The 16,714-nt window shown below is 49.4% G+C and carries 13 protein-coding genes and 2 pseudogenes; 8 read left to right on the top strand and 7 right to left on the bottom strand.

The genetic code is table 11. The features are described from left to right. Positions 1 to 742: 742 nt before the first annotated feature. A complete protein-coding gene (locus tag HBO24_RS14020) occupies positions 743 to 1,897 on the top strand; it encodes a hypothetical protein (protein WP_170059905.1) in 1,155 nt (384 codons plus the stop codon). Between the two features lie 237 nt (positions 1,898 to 2,134). Here the strand turns inward: HBO24_RS14020 and HBO24_RS14025 are convergent, their stop codons facing one another. Together HBO24_RS14025 and HBO24_RS14030 are read right to left on the bottom strand one after the other, a co-directional pair. Then, on the bottom strand, positions 2,135 to 3,619 hold the full coding sequence (locus tag HBO24_RS14025) for a hypothetical protein (RefSeq protein WP_170059906.1): 1,485 nt from the start codon (positions 3,617 to 3,619) through the stop codon (positions 2,135 to 2,137). Between the two features lie 441 nt (positions 3,620 to 4,060). Continuing rightward, on the bottom strand, positions 4,061 to 5,203 hold the full coding sequence (locus HBO24_RS14030; protein WP_170059907.1) for a hypothetical protein: 1,143 nt from the start codon (positions 5,201 to 5,203) through the stop codon (positions 4,061 to 4,063). A gap of 335 nt (positions 5,204 to 5,538) precedes the next feature. Between HBO24_RS14030 and HBO24_RS14035 the strand changes: the two genes are divergently transcribed. From HBO24_RS14035 to HBO24_RS14045, 3 genes are all read left to right on the top strand, one after another. Then, positions 5,539 to 6,408, top strand: coding sequence for a hypothetical protein (locus HBO24_RS14035; RefSeq protein WP_170059908.1), 870 nt, complete (start codon positions 5,539 to 5,541; stop codon positions 6,406 to 6,408). Positions 6,409 to 7,034: 626 nt separating this feature from the next. Continuing rightward, positions 7,035 to 7,664 carry a hypothetical protein gene (locus HBO24_RS14040; protein WP_170059909.1) on the top strand — a complete coding sequence of 210 codons (630 nt, stop codon included), beginning with the start codon at positions 7,035 to 7,037 and terminating at the stop codon, positions 7,662 to 7,664. Continuing rightward, on the top strand, positions 7,649 to 8,242 hold the full coding sequence (locus HBO24_RS14045; protein ID WP_170059910.1) for a hypothetical protein: 594 nt from the start codon (positions 7,649 to 7,651) through the stop codon (positions 8,240 to 8,242). Before HBO24_RS14040 ends, HBO24_RS14045 begins: the two co-directional genes overlap by 16 nt. Here HBO24_RS14045 and HBO24_RS14050 read toward each other — a convergent pair. From HBO24_RS14050 to HBO24_RS14060, 3 genes are read right to left on the bottom strand one after another with little or no spacing between them, the layout of a single operon-like run. After that, positions 8,211 to 9,173, bottom strand: coding sequence for a GTP 3',8-cyclase MoaA (locus tag HBO24_RS14050; protein ID WP_170059911.1), 963 nt, complete (start codon positions 9,171 to 9,173; stop codon positions 8,211 to 8,213). The two genes, HBO24_RS14045 and HBO24_RS14050, sit on opposite strands and share 32 nt — an antisense overlap. An 11-nt stretch (positions 9,174 to 9,184) precedes the next feature. Then, positions 9,185 to 10,180, bottom strand: a complete 996-nt coding sequence (locus HBO24_RS14055) for a GTP 3',8-cyclase MoaA (protein ID WP_170059912.1) — start codon at positions 10,178 to 10,180, stop codon at positions 9,185 to 9,187. After that, complete coding sequence (locus HBO24_RS14060; RefSeq protein ID WP_170059913.1) at positions 10,170 to 10,502, bottom strand: hypothetical protein; 333 nt, start codon at positions 10,500 to 10,502, stop codon at positions 10,170 to 10,172. The genes HBO24_RS14055 and HBO24_RS14060 overlap by 11 nt, the downstream gene beginning before the upstream one ends. A 276-nt stretch (positions 10,503 to 10,778) precedes the next feature. Between HBO24_RS14060 and HBO24_RS14065 the strand changes: the two are divergent. From HBO24_RS14065 to HBO24_RS14075, 3 genes and pseudogenes are all read left to right on the top strand, one after another. Further along, positions 10,779 to 11,163, top strand: a pseudogene (locus HBO24_RS14065) (transposase); the annotation flags it as partial. A 332-nt stretch (positions 11,164 to 11,495) separates the two neighbouring features. Next, positions 11,496 to 11,675, top strand: coding sequence for a hypothetical protein (locus tag HBO24_RS14070; RefSeq protein WP_170059914.1), 180 nt, complete (start codon positions 11,496 to 11,498; stop codon positions 11,673 to 11,675). A gap of 53 nt (positions 11,676 to 11,728) precedes the next feature. Next, positions 11,729 to 12,988 (top strand): annotated as a pseudogene (locus HBO24_RS14075) (YifB family Mg chelatase-like AAA ATPase); the annotation flags it as partial. Here the strand turns inward: HBO24_RS14075 and HBO24_RS14080 are convergent. Beyond that, complete coding sequence (locus tag HBO24_RS14080) at positions 12,985 to 13,569, bottom strand: TetR family transcriptional regulator (protein ID WP_057440493.1); 585 nt, start codon at positions 13,567 to 13,569, stop codon at positions 12,985 to 12,987. The pseudogene HBO24_RS14075 and the gene HBO24_RS14080 sit on opposite strands and share 4 nt — an antisense overlap. A 113-nt stretch (positions 13,570 to 13,682) precedes the next feature. Between HBO24_RS14080 and HBO24_RS14085 the strand changes: the two genes are divergently transcribed. Then, positions 13,683 to 14,594, top strand: a complete 912-nt coding sequence (locus tag HBO24_RS14085; RefSeq protein WP_057440494.1) for an ABC transporter six-transmembrane domain-containing protein — start codon at positions 13,683 to 13,685, stop codon at positions 14,592 to 14,594. A 6-nt stretch (positions 14,595 to 14,600) separates the two neighbouring features. Here the strand turns inward: HBO24_RS14085 and HBO24_RS14090 are convergent, their stop codons facing one another. After that, complete coding sequence (locus HBO24_RS14090; RefSeq protein WP_115129273.1) at positions 14,601 to 16,577, bottom strand: methyl-accepting chemotaxis protein; 1,977 nt, start codon at positions 16,575 to 16,577, stop codon at positions 14,601 to 14,603. Positions 16,578 to 16,714: the final 137 nt, after the last annotated feature.

The following is a 16,714-nucleotide window of genomic DNA, read 5'->3' on the forward strand; positions in this document are numbered from 1 at the left end:
TTTATAGAGAGCAGGCAGTCTGCTCTTGGCCATTATCCGCCCTTCACGAAGGGCTGCTTTGGGTCGATTTCGGTCGGTCGGGACAGGCAGAAAACGGCCAGAAGCTGTGACTCGAAGGTGTCCACGAACCCAGAGGCGATTCAATCTTCCACCGCGCGTACCTTTCCAGGCTCTTCCGTGACGTAGCCAAACGTCACGGGGACCGGTGAAATCGCAGGAGACACCAAATGGTAGAGCACGATCGCGCATCGACCTTGAATAATGATTGCCTCAAGTGGTGCGAGACGGTCAGTTTCGACGAATCCATGTGACAAGTGCGAAATTGCACTCCACTTGACCACCTGATGGCATTGGTACTGACCACTCGTTTGTATTGCACTTGACCAGGCGTTTGCATTCGATCAGACCACCGATTGCATCGGATTTGACCAGCACGCTTAGTAAACATGATCGGCAGAGAGCTGCCCATTGCTGCCGTTGGCGACAGGCAGTCATCGGCCAAAAGCGGCCGTTCTACTAGAGCTAGTTTCAGGTTTCAAAGGCCATTAGATGCGAGCTTGGCTAAGGAACTAACCGATCTGGAGTTCACAACGACCGCCCAAAGTATTGTGTTCATCGGCGCGCAAGGAACTTTCAAAATACACCGTGCTAGCGCACTGACCGTGTCCTGAGTCACAGTTGACACAAGCGCATTTGGTAGCATTATTCAGTGGCCATCCCCCCCCCCCCGCAGGAGTAAAGTTTGAACATGCACCTTCCCTATGACTTGCAAGTGACGCTAGATCAGAGGGGCGGCCTAGAGTTGCCATCGCACCCTGATGCGTGGACTCGAAATCTGATATCTCAGGCCTCAAGCGGGCTCGAACAGTATCGGGAGAGGATCGAAAAACTGTACTTCGAGGGCATTGGCACGCAACTGCGCTGTGGCATTTACAATGAACTCAAGGCCCGAGCATTTGCTGCACTTTCTTCTCAGGTTCAGCCGGACAAGGTGGCTTTTATCGGCATCAGCTACGGTTTTGTGTTCAACGCAGCTTGTTTTGCGACCATGATGCTTTCGCGCAACGATATGCTGACAGAGGTGGGCTCACCTGAAAAAGAGTCCCCGCCCAATCCGATCTCCAACATGCCTAGCAGCATGGCAGATTCTCCATTTCATCCATCCCAGCCTGTCTGCCCGGTTCGCAAAGCATTCGCCGTCTTTTTAACTGTTCGCTTTGTCGAGAGTGTCTTCATGCACGAGGTCAGCCATTTAGTCCGTGGTCACCTTGGCCTGGTTCAAAACCTGGGGGCGCTCAACTGGTCGGAAGGTGACGATATGCCAGGGCACTTGGCTGCCCTGAGCAAGCAAGCGCTAGAGTTCGATGCGGATACCGGGGCTATCGAAGAAAGCTTCAATTATCTGTTTGGTCTTCAGCATGCCGTCTCTATCGGGCAGTTCAAGAAGGCCGCCCCTGCTACGCTCCGGGCACTAGAAATTCTATATGCCGATGGGCCGTCCGCAGCGAAGTATTCGTTCATGGGCATGTATTTGCCGTTACGGATGTTCGAGCATCTGCACTGGGAGCGGGAATTGCAAAACGGCAACTCTCATCCTCATCCTCCTATCAGAATGCTTTACCTGATGTTCATATATTCCCTAGCTTTGGTGGAGGGGCTAGATCTGAATAAGGATTCTGCCCGTGAAACTGTTGATGAATGGACAAGGGAATGTGAAGCGAACTACATGGCATTACACGGCGAAACAATCGATCCAAGCGGAATTCGAAGCGCGTGGCTTTCTCCTGAAACCGATGCGTACATCGATGATATTCACAATGAGCTGGAGAGGCTCGCACCCGAACTGGAAAGACATGTCATAGAAATGAGCTTCAAGCCAGGCAGTGGCTCAAGATGAAGCCAAATACGAGCTTACTAGTTGCCTGGCAATGCAGACCAAAGCTAGTAACTTGTAACCCTGTCAGGCGAAATTGCTACATCACCCTGTTTTCGTAGACGCCTCGGTCACAGCCATGGGTCGAAGGCAGTTGATCGCGATTGACCGCTTCTGGACGATTTCTGTCTGTCACGACAGGCGGGAGTCGGCCAAGAGCGGAAAGTGCCCACTAGATCTGTCCTCTTTCTGTATATTCCATTAGTTATAGTTTTTTGTCTTAGATGCCAACGAAGCCACCAGCAGGCCTACTGATATCAAACCAAAGAATGACATGGCTGCCCCGATCATATTAAGTGCTTCACTGGCCTGATTTATTTCCAGTATCGAGACATTCGTATAAGACTGAAAGGAAAATGTAATCGATCTTAACGCATCGCTATAGGTGCTAGAGTCTTGCTTGAAATAACCGAGTGACGAAATTATAGAAATAATAGCTATTGAAAATAGTATTATATTAAAAGGTCTCTCCCCATACCCCCAATATAATTCTTGTAGAGACATCCATAAGTAACCAATCAGCGCATATAACCTGTTTCCTATTCCTGTGGCAGAGTTAGAACTTGAGAAAGTATCCCACCTGTGTTTTCGGTCTGATTTCTTCTCTGTCAAAAAATGCTTTCCAGCCAAATCAGGATACCCTAAGTGTGAAAAAATCATTTTTGCAGACTTGTGGAAGTTTTTCTTTTCATTGGGTGAAGAATTGAATATATCAGAATATTCTAAGCGACAATCTAAAAGTTCGGTAGCAGACAGCTTCAGATCAAGTCGCCGCGACCTTATCAAAGACCTGTCAAGCTTTGAGTTGCTCAGCTCAATCTTGTGATCGCCATGCTCAAACTGACAGAAAGATAAACCGCCGTTTTTTACGGTCATTTCAACTGAACATTGATGAAAAGTTATCGCGTGAATCGAACCAACAACTTTGAAGTTTCTCAATGTGGAAAATGCGATGATTTGAAAGCTGGTGATGATTGGAGAGATAAGCGTCAGGTTGTCAATGTTTGTAAATTCGAGATTCTTTTCTCCCACTACACCGTTTTCTATTTCTACTCCGCCTCCACCAAGCTTGAGCAGTTCGAGCCTCGGTGGAGCTTTTACAAAAGACATTGATTTTAATGAGTTCGCGGTAAAGCTTGGCATGAATAATGGTATGTTGAATTGTATGTTTGAATTGCTGTTCAAATAGTCTGAGGATTTTGATGTTCTTCCTGAAGGCGTAAAGAACAGAGCGATACCCCTGATGTCTTTTAGCTTGTTTGGAAAAGCCCATTCCATCCTAGAATAGGCCCAATCAATATAGCTTACAAAAAAAACCTGTCTCAAAATCTTAAAGCCAGCTGTTTTTCCATAATCGTTTTTTCCAAAAAACTCATATTTGACGACTTTATTGGCGGGGGACTCTTTAAAAATTGAGACTCCCACGTCGTGTTCAATATAAGTTGCATTTTCTCCGTAGGATTTTATAAATCTGGAAGGGCCGTGAAACAACAAATCTGCTTCAGTCAATCCAACCTGTTCAGAAAGCCATAAGGAAAAATAAGGTAAACTATCAAACAAGAATGCGACAATCCTAGGGAAGTCATGCTGTCGCCTCCAATTATTAAAGTCTTCATCCCTCCAGAACAACCAGTCACTTGGCGCAAGCTCAATATTTTCTTTGTACTGCTTACTATTTGCTAACATATTAGCTTTCCTTGTGGATCGAAGAAGACACGCTCGTACATTAATTCAAGCCAATAAACTTTTAATCAGAAGCGTAGGATGTCTACATATTATATCAACGGCATCATTTTGGCATGACAGCCTCGCTCATAACCTTGTCTATTTTCTCCTGCCTTCTCACTGAGATCAGCAAGGATCATTGACTGGCCGATTTGGGCACGCTGCACTTCATTGGTAAGCAATAGCTTCAGTAGCCCCCCAATCGCCAACCGCAGTTGATTCGCGACAGATCGGGGGATTTGCTTAAGAAAAAAAGGGGAAATATTTATTATGCATACTGTCCGCTTTTGGCCGGAAGCTACAAGGAGAACTGAGTTATTAATCCACCTTCTACGTATTGCTGATTGATATCAACTTTTCCTCGCGGCTAAAACACTGAAAAAAATTGTGCCAGTTTTTAAATCAGCCGGCGTCTGTATCGATTGAAGTAATAAATTGCCGAGACACCAATGATTTATCATTATGTTTTGATGTCATTGACATACTTAAAGGGTCGAAATCATTCTGAGTGATCTCTTTTGCTAAAAATAAGTCTTTAGGTAATGGTGTCTCTGCAAACGGATTGTAGTATAGGTGTAGTCCATCTAGATGAGTTTCTCGGTGGTTCGACGGCTTGCATAGCGTAACGTCTGAACCACAGACTAAATGGCCGTTAAAGTATCTATGAGAAAATATATCGTGACCGGATTCAATTTCTACATGATGCTTACCTATCCTATCCAACCCCTCTTTTACCATAAACTCTACGACACCCATTTCTCGGTATCTTGTGGACTTTACAAAGCCATCAACATTCGTGCCTATTAGAGCTTTGCTAAACATTCCTACGGTTGAGAAAATTATCGCGCTAATTTCCTTGTAGCTATCGTCTGTGAATATTCCGAACTCGACTGGCTTACTATTTTCGTTTAGTGCTCGGTGAATGACCGGTCTGCCACTACCTGTTTTGCTGTCGACACCGTACAGTGCACGATTAATTGCGATATTATTTTGAGAAAATGACAGGTGAGTATCAAAAGGAGCTACCGCTAACACAAATGGATTGCCCTTGACGTGATCTAGTGATGAATAAGGGTGCTTCTTTTTTCCTGCCAAGAATAATTCGCGCTTATCCCTTATTTTGCCCACCAGCTTTATTGCACTTAGGTCATAGAATCGTTCATCATCCAATCTGTTTTCAGCAGTTCGCCCTTTTGCACTGTGATATTCGATCGCTCCATTAGATCTATGATTAGAGGTGACCGCCTCAATATTTAAAATTCTACCCGACGAATGAATTAAACAAAAGTCCGGGCTTTCCTTTGAGTAGTCAACTTTGAACCCAAGATCAGCGAAAGCTTTGTTTAGATATAACTCCCAAAAGCTGGAGTTGAATGAAATCTGAAATTCTTTAACAAATTTTTTCCATTCTTTTCTGCGCTCACTGAGACCGGCAGACCATTCATTTATATTATCTCTGGCCTGTGCGTAACAGGCCTGATCGATTATATTTTTGACATCTGGGTGTAAATTTCTCTCTTCAATTTCAAGCTTGAATAAATCCATTTGAATTAACTCTCTAATACTCGGCGGTCACGTGTTTTCTGTAGGGACGCAGATCTTACCTCATAGGCGAAAAATTATTTAGAGCCTGATCGCTGACCGGCTGCTATTGGCCGATTTCTGCCTGTCACGAAGGGCAGCAACCGCCCCATAGCGGACGTTCGCGAACGACACGTATCGACCTACAGCAAGCGGTCGGTAATGATTGGAGATCTCTTAGCTTACTATCAGATTAATTCACGGATGAAATGGTTGGCAATTGTATTCTTGAACTTCATAGTCTGCGTCCATATGATAGGCTCAAGAGCGATTTAACGAAAAATCAGGAAGATATCTCAGTGTCCATCTATCTCAATTTCCCACCACCATCGAACTGGCAAGATTTTCAAATCCTTACTGCACGTCTTGTAGAGCAAATGTGTGAGCCCACTACGGTTCGCGAGTATGGAAGGCAAGGGCAACGCCAGAACGGCGTCGATGTGTATGGTGAAATGCCTGGAGAACTTCAACTTGGTATTCAGTGTAAAGAAATGAAGCAGGGTAAGAAATTAAACTTACACCTTATCAAGACTGAAGCCGATGCAGCTCGGGCCTTCAAGCCGGATCTGGATTTGTTCGTAATTGCGACGACCTTAGCCGAGGACACTGCACTCCATAACGCTGTGATGAGTCTTAATCAGTCGAAAGCTTATCCTTTTAAGATCAGTTACTGGAGCTGGAATCACTTCAACGACAAGCTCAATCGATCTAGTCAACTGATGGCTGAGAGCTATAAAAACTACGCAAAATCTTTTGACATCAGTGAACAATTGCTTGAGCTGGAGGCAATTTGCGACGGTTTTTCTCGCCCCGCATTCATTGATGATTTTCACCACGAGCTAAGTACCTTTGATTTCCTAAAAACTCTAGGCGACACACGACTGTTTCTTCAAACGGGGCTACTGAGAGATCGATTGACTGGTGAATTACTTCGCGGCACTTATCCGCTCAGTATGTTGCCTTATGGAGAAAGCAAGAAGTTGCGAAAACGTCTATTTGACGACGTCACTGAAATTCGCAAGCATGCTATTAAGGATAACGCCAACGGACAACTTAATAGGTCTAAAGCACCGGAATACAACGCTTTGCGGTATGCGCTGATCTCGGAGATTAACAAAGCGCTTGTAGCTCGTGGAATCCCTAAAATTGTTCCGCACTATGGAGGCTAGGTAGTCTTTGTTAGAAGTTTCCTTAGCCTAGTAACAGCCTCAGGAGGACATATGCCGCTATAGTGAACTTTCGTTATTCAATAGCTGGAGCTAGTTAGCTTGACGCTGGCCAATGAAGAAGCCCGGTGCCGCAGTACGTGGACGAATAGAATTGGATGGCTAGCGGGGCTTAGAGCAACCGGGGTATCTCGACAACTCCTCCAAGAGACTACCGTTATCGCTGCGGGGCTGACGGTGGCCATTCGAAGCAGGATTCGCCTCGGCCTCCTCTAAGATCAGGATAGACTGATTTGCCCAGCGGGGGCGTAGTAGGAGCCTTCATAGAAGCAAGTGAATCGCTACTGGTCCGATCGAGTTCTCAAAATGACGATAGCGGTGCTGATGGCTACTGAGTGACAGTTCTTCTCCACGTTGCAAAAAAATTATGCAATTTGAAACAATGGCAGCTTGATAAATAGTCTATACGCATCCAGTCTTGTGGAAGATAAGCCCCTCCTATAAATCATGGTTAGAGTAGTGTGCTCGGCTTGAGCCAATGAAAAAAGTTACTCTACCGAGCTTGCAGGGCATCTATCTTTGGACTAGGCTGATTTATTATTCTAGCCATACCCTTAACGGAAAATACTATGGATAAATACATGACACTGATGCAGCTTGCAATGTCAAAATCAAATTGGCACTTTGATCCCGCAATAAAGTCGATTGATTTTCGAGAAATTGGCAATGTTACTATTAGCAATAGAGAGGTCGACGATTTTCTTCTCCGCTTGGAGCAAGAGCAAGCTTTAAAGCTGAAGACCTTGGGGGGAAGGAAAAGTAAGTACGGCAGCCAGGCAGACATTAATGAGTTGGATCAGTGGGGATATGAAGATAATATTGAATTTCTCAGCATCGCAGAAATAAAAACCACCTCATTAAGCTTTATCCCAGAATTAATCAAAGTGCTCCCTCTAAGAAAACCTCATTTTGAATTAATGATTCAACGCCCAGGGCAAATGCTGCCACTTCACATTGATATGTATAACGCTTACAGGCGCAATACAAATTTGGAAATTAATCAAATATCAAGATATCTAGTTGCGCTTTCAAACTGGGATTGGGGGCACTATTTTAATGTGGGCAATAGCATCTGGCACCAATGGCAAGCTGGCGACATAATTACTTGGTCGCCTTTCATGTATCACGCGAGTGCCAACTGCGGCAGAAAAAATAAAATCACAATGTCCATAACAGGTATTACATGTATATCGGAATAGAAGGTCCGAATTTTTCTGGCAAAACAACGCTTAGCAAAATAATTGAACAACATTATATTGACTTGGGGCGGAGGGTCTCAATAGTTACGGGCATCAGTAAGTTGCATCCATTAGGCGAGCTTATTCATAATGACGGCAGGCTTTACAAGAACCCCGCTATCGTTAACGACTTAATGATAGCAGCAGAAAAATATTTCTACTATTACAATGTTATTCTGCCGAAATTGAACTCGCAAGAAATTGTGATTTCGGACCGATATCTTGTGACTTGCGTTGCGTACAACTATCTTTACGGTTTGGATCCCGAGCTAACCTGGCGGATTTATGAGTCTCTCCCAAAAGCCAACTTAATAATATACTTAAGGGTTGATGAAGATATTTTGATGGAGAGAATGAAGGAAAGACGCAACTTATCTTTTACGGAATTAAAGTTTTCGCGAAAACAGGAATTAGCTGCATTCGAAATGGCTGTTGATTTTATGCAAAAAAAGGGAGTGCATGTATTTATAGTTGAGCAAACGACTGATCAAGCTGCACTTGAGAACCTTATGTCGTTTTTACACTCTGCGATTGAATAAATGAGCTTAGTTGCGTACTATTTTCAATAAGCGAAGCCTCCCGATTAATTATAACCTGTGCAATGTCTTGTGAAAGCTCATCATCCCAATCAACATTCGCTAGCAAATTCTTCCCTTCGCAGGTTTTGCCATTTGGATATACTCTGATTTTCTGGCACTCTTTTACATCGCACATATGAGATTTCGGAACTTTCGCCACTCCAAACTTCACATTTGAATCCGTTAATTTGTAGTACGTAATGCCTGGATTCGTCGTGGTCTTTAAGGAGGTCTCTGAAAAAGAATAAAAGCTACTAATTACTTCAAGAATTTTCTCATGCGGCACATATAACGACTCCCACTTTTCTCTTGGATTAATATTCCATAACTCATGAAATTTAACGATTACTCCGGCGCCGAGGTCGGCACCTAATTTTAAAAAATCTATAATTTCATTTTGATTTGTTCGCATGACTACCATGTTTATCTTTGTCAGGCTTAATTTTTGTGAGCATTTTTTTATGCACTCCAGGACATCATCTAGTTTATTCGATTTTGTAATGTCTTTAAAATTCTTGTGGTTTAATGTATCCAGACTGATATTTGCTCGTGTTAAGCCGTTCGCAATTAGTTCATCTAGCTGGCCATTTAACAAAAATCCATTACTTGTTATCCCCTGCTCCAAAAAACCCAACTCGCTCGCTATCTTCGAGCACTCTAGCAATGGGCCTACCGTTGGTTCACCTCCTGTCCAAAGAACTTTTTTCACTCCGTTTTTTTTTGCTGAGGTTAGTATTTTTCTTACAGCATCGACTGTTAATTGGTTGTTTGAGTCTTGCTCGATCTGAGGAAGTTGAATGCAATAATAACATCTAAAATTACATCGATCCGTTAATGATATTTTAATAGACCACTGGCTCCCAACAGCATCACTCGCAATTAATCCACTCATAAGATAACTCCTTACGATAATTCCACAAATTTAAGCGTGCTATTCGACAAGTCGCCCCATCTCCAAAATCCCTTACTATCTGACAAATGCCTTCTCTTCTTGGCGACGACATCAAGCTGACTGCGGAAGAAAAATAATTTTTCAATCGCCGCCTCCTTATCGGAAATCGGCATATTCCTAACATTAATCCCTTCTGCATTTATACAAACCCCCAGATCGCCATAGGGACTAATTCTAATTTTATGGCACCCACCACAAGGATAACCTTTAGAGTGGTTAGCAATTTCACCGATTAGTGCCTTTGAACCTTCAATTGAAAAGTATGAACAGTTTGGGTTTTCGCCTGGAATTGCAATCGCTCTCAACGTCCCGAATTTTTCATTAATAATTGACTCTACTTCACTCATGGGAATGTGTTCACCTTTCATTCTGTCGGTAAAAAAAACTGGCTGGTTAGATTGTAACTCTATGAAGCGAACTATCACCTTGCCGTTATAGCGATTGGACATCTCGATAAAATGCTCAACCTCTTGAATGTTACGCCGCATAATTACAACATTGAGCTTGATTCTGTCGAAATAGTTTAAGGATTTATCGATACCTTTCAAAACTCTAGTCAAACAGTCAACGCCGGTAATTTTTTTATTCAAGTCTCCATTTAAAGAATCTAGACTGATATTTAGTCTTGTTAGTCCACAGTCAAAATACTCTTTAACTTTCTTCTCTAGCGTCAAGCCATTTGTTGTCATAGCTTGCTCTACAAATCCTTTGTCTCGCGCAAAATCAAATATGCTTGAAATTTCTTTTCGTAATGTGGGCTCTCCTCCGCTATAGTGAACTCGATCAACCCCTTTTACGGATGCTATGCTCATAACATCTTTAATATCTTGAAAGGAAATAAGCTTTCTATCTTCTGCCTCGGCATCGGGATTACAATACACGCATCTTAAGTTGCAATGCGGCACTAAGAAAAAGCGCAGATGGTAGGGGGAGATGTTATTTTTCAATTAGTTCAACCTCAAGAGCTTCAATCACATAACTATACACGTCAGAAAAATCAGGAAGTCCTAAAGTTCCATTTGCCGTCCTAACAGCCTGCAAAATAGTTTCTTTTGAAATCCCAAGCCTCAAACAGTTCCTTACATTTGATTGAATTGCACCTTCATGCTTTGTCCCTAAGGATACTCCAAATCTAATTAGGCTCATTTCGGATTCATTCAAGGGTCCCGATTTTATTGCTGTGATAAACGATGTCTTACAGGGGCCATACGCTTCATCAAAAGCCTCTGAGAATGCTTTAAATTTGTTGATCCTATTCAAATAGTCCATGGATTTCCCTCCGAAATTAATTGATAGAAAAGTTATGAGCCTAACTACCACAGCTAGATCATTCCAACGAATGAAAGCTACACTTTCCATTTAATCAAACAAATGTTACGCCGTAGACTTACGATAGTGCAGAAGTTCGGGATGTCAAATCGTGCACTAATTGCTTTATAATTCAGATATCTACGGAGTTTTACCTAAGGACACGCTGAAAAATACTTCCAACTCCGGAGAAATACCCACCTCTCATGAATCGAACTGTTGAGCCTCGATAAACAAATATTCTTCACCGATGCCGAGTACGCCGGCAGACGTAAGCAGACCCGCCGCGAGCGCTTCCTGATCGAGATGGATCAGGTGGTGCCCTGGAAGGGTTTGATTACCATGATCGAACCGCATTATCCAAAGGGCGATGGTGGCCGCCCGGCCTAATCCGTTGATGGCAATGTTACGGGTTCATCTTATGTAGAACTGGATCGGCTACGGTAATCCGGCGATAGAAGAAGCCCTTTACGAGGCCACGATTTTGCGGCAGTTTTCAGGACTGCATCTGGATCGGATTCCCGATGAAACCACGATCCTCAACTTTCGTCGCTTGCTGGAAAAACATGAGTTGGCCGGAGGGATTTTGCAGATCATCAATGGCTATCTGCTCGACCGTGGACAGACCTTTTCAATAATGCTGAATTTTTCCAGGGTGCCGGAATTCAGATTCTTTTCAGTAGCGAGGAACAGATATACGCAGCCAATGGGACTACATTGGATGCTGTCGTTGAAACACTCATCGGGAAAAATGCGTGAGGAGGCAATGATTCTTGGCGCTCTCAACCTTGCAGGATGAAACGCCCCTCATTTCTAGGCTCAACCGAAAGTCCGCTTTTGGCCGTTCTCTGCCGATCTTCACAACGGCGTGTGCTGGTCAAATCGAAAGCAAGCGGTTGGTCAGCACGGATGCAAATGGCTGGTCAGTGGCAATGCAAATGAGTGGTCAAGTCCATGCAATTACCCAACAAGGCCTTTGCATCTGAACAATCAGCTTTGGCTCGTTTCTTACCCTGCCACCTTCTCGGCTTAACAAGTTGGCAACGTCATCTCGTATTTGCACAAAACCTGCGTGAAAAGCAGCACCTAAGCTGCGACTCCATGGACATCGATGAAAGCTCCTGCGCTCCTTGAATGGCGCGGTCTCCAGCATTATGTCCACGCATCGCTACTAATCTGTATACGAGCGTTTTGATCTGGCGATTGCCCTGGGGATTCTCGCGGCCAGCGTGCAGGTACCGGCGCTGGAGTTGGAAGACGTTGAATGCCTTGGCGAACTGGCCCTGTCTGGCGAAGTGCGGGCCGTCAAAGGGGTGTTGCCAGCCGCGCTGGCGGCACGCAAGGCTGGGCGCAGCGTGATCGTGCCCAGGGCCAATGCCGAGGAGGCGTGCCTGGCCTCCGGATTGAAGGTGATTGCAGTGGATCATCTGCTGCAAGTGGTGGCACACCTGAATGGACGGGTGCCGATCGAGCCGTACAAGTCCGACGGGCTGCTGTACCTGAACAAACCTTACCCGGACCTGAGCGAGGTGCAGGGCCAACTTGCCGCCAAGCGCGCGTTGCTGATTGCCGCAGCGGGTGCCCACAACCTGCTGTTCAGCGGGCCACCCGGCACCGGCAAGACCTTGCTCGCCAGCCGCCTGCCCGGCCTGCTGCCGCCCTTGAGCGAACAGGAAGCCCTGGAAGTGGCGGCCATCCAGTCGGTGGTCAGCCTCGCACCGTTGAGCCACTGGCCCCACCGGCCATTTCGTCAGCCGCACCATTCGGCGTCCGGGCCGGCGCTGGTGGGCGGCGGTTCGAAGCCACAACCTGGGGAAATCACCCTGGCCCATCACGGCGTGTTGTTTCTCGATGAACTGCCGGAATTTGATCGCAAGGTGCTGGAGGTGCTGCGCGAGCCATTGGAGTCCGGGCATATCGTGATTTCCCGGGCGCGCGACCGCGTGAGCTTCCCCGCACGCTTTCAACTGGTGGCAGCCATGAACCCTTGCCCCTGCGGCTATATGGGCGAACCCAGCGGGCGCTGTCGGTGTACGCCGGAACAGATCCAACGCTACCGCAACAAGCTCTCTGGGCCGTTGCTGGATCGAATCGACCTGCACCTGACCGTTGCCCGGGAAAGCACCGCGCTGAACCCAGCCAAACAAACCGGCAATGACACTGCCAGCGCTTCAACCCTCGTCGCCAGCGCCAGGGATCGCCAGCAACAACGCCAGGGCTGTGCAAATGCATTCCTCGACCTGACGGGTTTGCGGCGCCACTGCGAGCTATCGAAAGCCGATGAGGGTTGGCTGGAAAGCGCCTGTGAGCGCCTGACCCTGTCGTTGCGCGCAGCTCATCGGCTACTCAAGGTCGCGCGCACCCTGGCCGACCTGGAACAGGCAGACGCCATCGCTCGCCATCATCTGGCCGAAGCGTTGCAGTACCGGCCAGCCGCCGTGACTTAGCGATCCCTGGGCAAATCCAGCAGCAGCCCCGCCACTTCCATCACCTCACCCAGTACCACTTGCGCCGACTCGACGGAGGGCTTGAGCAACAGATCATCGGTATAACCCATCGTCACCGCAAAGATCTGGCGGGCCGCACGGCTGGATGAGTCACAGCGAAATACCCCGGCAGCGATCCCCTGCTCGATCACATCGGCAAGCATGGCTTGCCACTGGGCATTGACCAGCAGATACGCCTGAGCCAGTTCCGCGTCATGCATCGCCTCATCCCAGGCATCCAGCCAGAGCGCCCAGCCGGCGTCGGCGGTACACGGCAGGCAACCCTTGAGGAAACCCACCAAGGCCTCAAGCGGCGGCGCATCTGCCAATGGCCCGCGCACTTCGTCCAACTGCTCATTTGCGAAGCGAACAAAGGCTTCGCGGCGCAGTTCTTTCCAGTCGCTGAAGTAGTGATACACGTGGCTGCGGGACAAGCCCGCATGCTCCGCCAGATCGCGGGTGGAGACATCGGCAAAGCCCTTGCTGCGAAACAGCTCCAGGGCAGCGGCGATGATCTGGTCTTTACGGTCGATACGCGACATGGGCAATTCCTTACGGGCGCCGTCAGATAAGCGGCGCTTGCTTTTTGAGCGACTGCTCAAGGATACTTGAGCAGTCGCTCAATAGTAGCGCCTATTACTCCTTTGGTGCACCCATGCCATCCACAACGCCACAGATCCTGATCGAAGAAAGCAAGAAAATCGGCCAGCAATCGGCCAGCCAAACCCTCAAGGCAATCGCCAAGGCTTATCCCGGCAAGCTGTTCTGCACGCTGTCGTTGGTTGCGCTGGAGAACGCGTTGCTGCTGGCCTATCCCCTGTTTGCCGGTTTCGCCGTGGACTCGATCCTGCGCGGCGATGCCAGCAGTGCGCTGTTCTATGCGGCCGTGGTGATGGCGTTCTGGGTGGTCGGCGCCGCACGCCGGGCGTTGGATACCCGGACCTTCACGCGGATCTACGCCGATCTTGCCGTACCTGTGATTCTCAACCAGCGTCTACAGAATCACAGCACGTCCAAGGCCGCCGCACGGGTGGTGCTGGCGCGGGACTTTGTCGACTTCTTCGAAAAGCATGTGCCGGTGATCGCGACAGCCTTGGTCTCCATCGTTGGCGCGGCCGCGATGTTATTGGTGATTGAACCTTGGGTGGGCCTGGCCTGCTTTGCGGCACTGCTGCTTTGCATCATCCTGCTACCGCGCTTTGCCCGCCGTAACGAGCAGTTGCACGAACGGTTGAATAACCGCCTGGAGAAAGAGATTGGCCTGGTGGAAAAGGTTGGCGCCCAGACGTTGCGACGCCATTACCAACTGCTGTCACGCCTGCGTATCTGGCTGTCGGACCGCGAAGCCGTCGCCTACCTGTTTCTCGGCGCGCTGGCAGCGCTACTGTTCATCGTAGCGATCAGCCAACTGGCCTTGTCGCCAGCGGTCAAGGCCGGCCATGTCTATGCGGTGATGACGTACCTGTGGACCTTCGTCAGCAGCCTCGACGAAGCGCCAGGGATGGTTGATCAACTGGCGCGGCTCAAGGACATCGGCAAACGGGTGGATCCGGGACTCGGGAATTGATCAGCCTTACCGAAACCGATCCACCTCTTGCCGCAGCCCTGCCGCCAACGTCTCCAACTCCCTGGCGGTAATCGCCAGGTTCGAGACCACTTCCCGCTGCTCACTGTTGGCCAGGGCAATGCTCTGCAGGTTGCTGCTGAGCAAGGTCGCGGTGCTGCTTTGCTCCTGGGTCGCTGTGGTAATCGCGGCAAACTGCTGCCCCGCCGAGCGGCTTTGCTCGTCGATGCGCGCCAGGGCCGAGGCCACGTCGGCGTTGCGCGACAAGCCTTCCTGCATCAGTACATTGCCCTGCTCCATGGTGCTGATGGCATTGCCGGTTTCCTGCTGGATGCTCTGGATCATCCCGGAAATCTCATCGGTGGCCTGGCGGGTACGCGAGGCCAGGTTGCGCACCTCATCGGCGACCACGGCAAATCCACGCCCCTGCTCCCCGGCCCGCGCCGCCTCGATGGCGGCGTTGAGTGCCAGCAGGTTGGTCTGTTCGGCGATCGAGGTAATCACGCCGACGATGCCGCCGATTTCCTGGGAACGTTGGCCCAGGGTATTGATCACCTTGGCCGTGCTGTTCAGTGCCGTGGCGATATGCTCCAGGGACGACGACGCCTCCTGCATCGAGTTGCGGCCAATGCGGGTCTGCTGGGCATTTTCCTGGGCCATGCGTTCGGTATTGCCCATGTTGTCGGCAATGTTCAGCGAAGTGGCGCTGAACTCTTCCACCGCGCCGGCCATGCTGGTGATCTCGCCGGATTGCTGCTCCATGCCCTCATAAGCGCCTCCCGACAAACCTGACAGCGCCTGGGCGCGGCTGTTGACCTCTTCGGCCGCCTTGCGGATATGGGAGACCATGGTCGACAAGGCCTCGCCCATCTGGTTGAAGCTGCGTGCCAGCTGTCCGATTTCATCGTGGCTGGACACATTCAGCCGCGCACTCAAATCACCGGCCCCCAGGGCTTCGGCCTGGCGCACCAGGTCGCCCAGGGGCTGCAATTTGCTGCGTAGCAACCAGACCGCCGCGCCTACCGCCAACAGCATCGCCAGCACGCTGCCGATCACCAGGCGGATACCCACGGCCCAGGTCACCGCGCGGATCTCGGCCTTGGGCATGCTCGCCACCACCGACCACGGGCCGCCGTCAAATGGCACCGCAACGCTGTAGAAGTCTTCGCCCTTGTCACTCCAGAAACGCCCCTGGCCAGGCTTTTGCGCCAGCTCCAGGATCACCGGAACGGCCTGCTCCAACGCCTGCACGCCGGCAGGCGGCACCAGCCAGTGTTTTTGCTCGTCCAGCAGCGCCAGCGAGCCGGTCTGGCCAATGCGGAACCGCTTGAGGTTGGCGAATTGGGCGTTCTGCGCATCGGTGTAGTCGAAACCGATGAACAACACCGCAATCACCTGGCCGCTGGCATCACGTACCGGGCTGTACTGGGTCATGTAGGAACGTTCGAACAGCACCGCGCGACCGATGTAGCTCTGCCCGGCGAGCAGGCGCTGGTAGGCCGGCCCCTGGCGATCCAGCACGGTGCCGATGGCGCGGTTGCCGTCCTGTTTGGTCAGGGAGGTGCTGATACGGACAAAGTCTTCGCCGCTGCGCACGAACACCGTGGCCACGCCGCCGGACATCTGCTTGAACTCATCGACCTCGTCGAAGTTGTTGTTCAGTACTTCAGTGCCCAGGTAAAGGCTCGGGGTCTGCACCCCGGCCACACTCACCATCTGCTCGGGACGTACGCTCAACCCGGCGCCGAAGCGCTTTTCAAACAACCCGCTCAAACGCTGGGTGCTCTCACGCAGGGTGCTGTGGAAGGTATTGAGTTGGTCGGCGAGCAAACGCGCTTCGCTGGCCAGGTGTTCTTCACGGGTCAGCAGGTTGGCCGAGTCCAGGGAACGCAGGGCAAACACCGTGCTGCCGCTGATCACGACAGCCAATATGACCGCCAAGGCAATGCCCAGCTGCGAAGCGATGCGGGCGCGGGGTTGAGACATGACAGCTCCTGGCCGAGGCCCGGATCGTCCTGATCTCATAGCGCTAATCGGCAAATTTCTTGGATTGGGGGCACGCTGAGCCGCAACTAAAGGCGACTCCGACACACCTACTTCGGCGGCCCCAATCAATACTTGAG

The sequence above is a fragment of the Pseudomonas sp. WS 5410 genome, from assembly GCF_012985645.1.
Taxonomy (GTDB): domain Bacteria; phylum Pseudomonadota; class Gammaproteobacteria; order Pseudomonadales; family Pseudomonadaceae; genus Aquipseudomonas; species Aquipseudomonas shahriarae.

Coding starts and splice junctions, on each gene's coding strand:
- HBO24_RS14025 (WP_170059906.1), bottom strand. CDS start 3,619: ATGTTAGCAAATAGTAAGCAGTACAAAGAAAATATTGAGCTTGCGCCA.
- HBO24_RS14030 (WP_170059907.1), bottom strand. CDS start 5,203: ATGGATTTATTCAAGCTTGAAATTGAAGAGAGAAATTTACACCCAGAT.
- HBO24_RS14040 (WP_170059909.1), top strand. CDS start 7,035: ATGGATAAATACATGACACTGATGCAGCTTGCAATGTCAAAATCAAAT.
- HBO24_RS14045 (WP_170059910.1), top strand. CDS start 7,649: ATGTATATCGGAATAGAAGGTCCGAATTTTTCTGGCAAAACAACGCTT.
- HBO24_RS14050 (WP_170059911.1), bottom strand. CDS start 9,173: ATGAGTGGATTAATTGCGAGTGATGCTGTTGGGAGCCAGTGGTCTATT.
- HBO24_RS14060 (WP_170059913.1), bottom strand. CDS start 10,502: ATGGACTATTTGAATAGGATCAACAAATTTAAAGCATTCTCAGAGGCT.
- HBO24_RS14070 (WP_170059914.1), top strand. CDS start 11,496: ATGCAATTACCCAACAAGGCCTTTGCATCTGAACAATCAGCTTTGGCT.
- HBO24_RS14080 (WP_057440493.1), bottom strand. CDS start 13,569: ATGTCGCGTATCGACCGTAAAGACCAGATCATCGCCGCTGCCCTGGAG.
- HBO24_RS14085 (WP_057440494.1), top strand. CDS start 13,683: ATGCCATCCACAACGCCACAGATCCTGATCGAAGAAAGCAAGAAAATC.
- HBO24_RS14090 (WP_115129273.1), bottom strand. CDS start 16,577: ATGTCTCAACCCCGCGCCCGCATCGCTTCGCAGCTGGGCATTGCCTTG.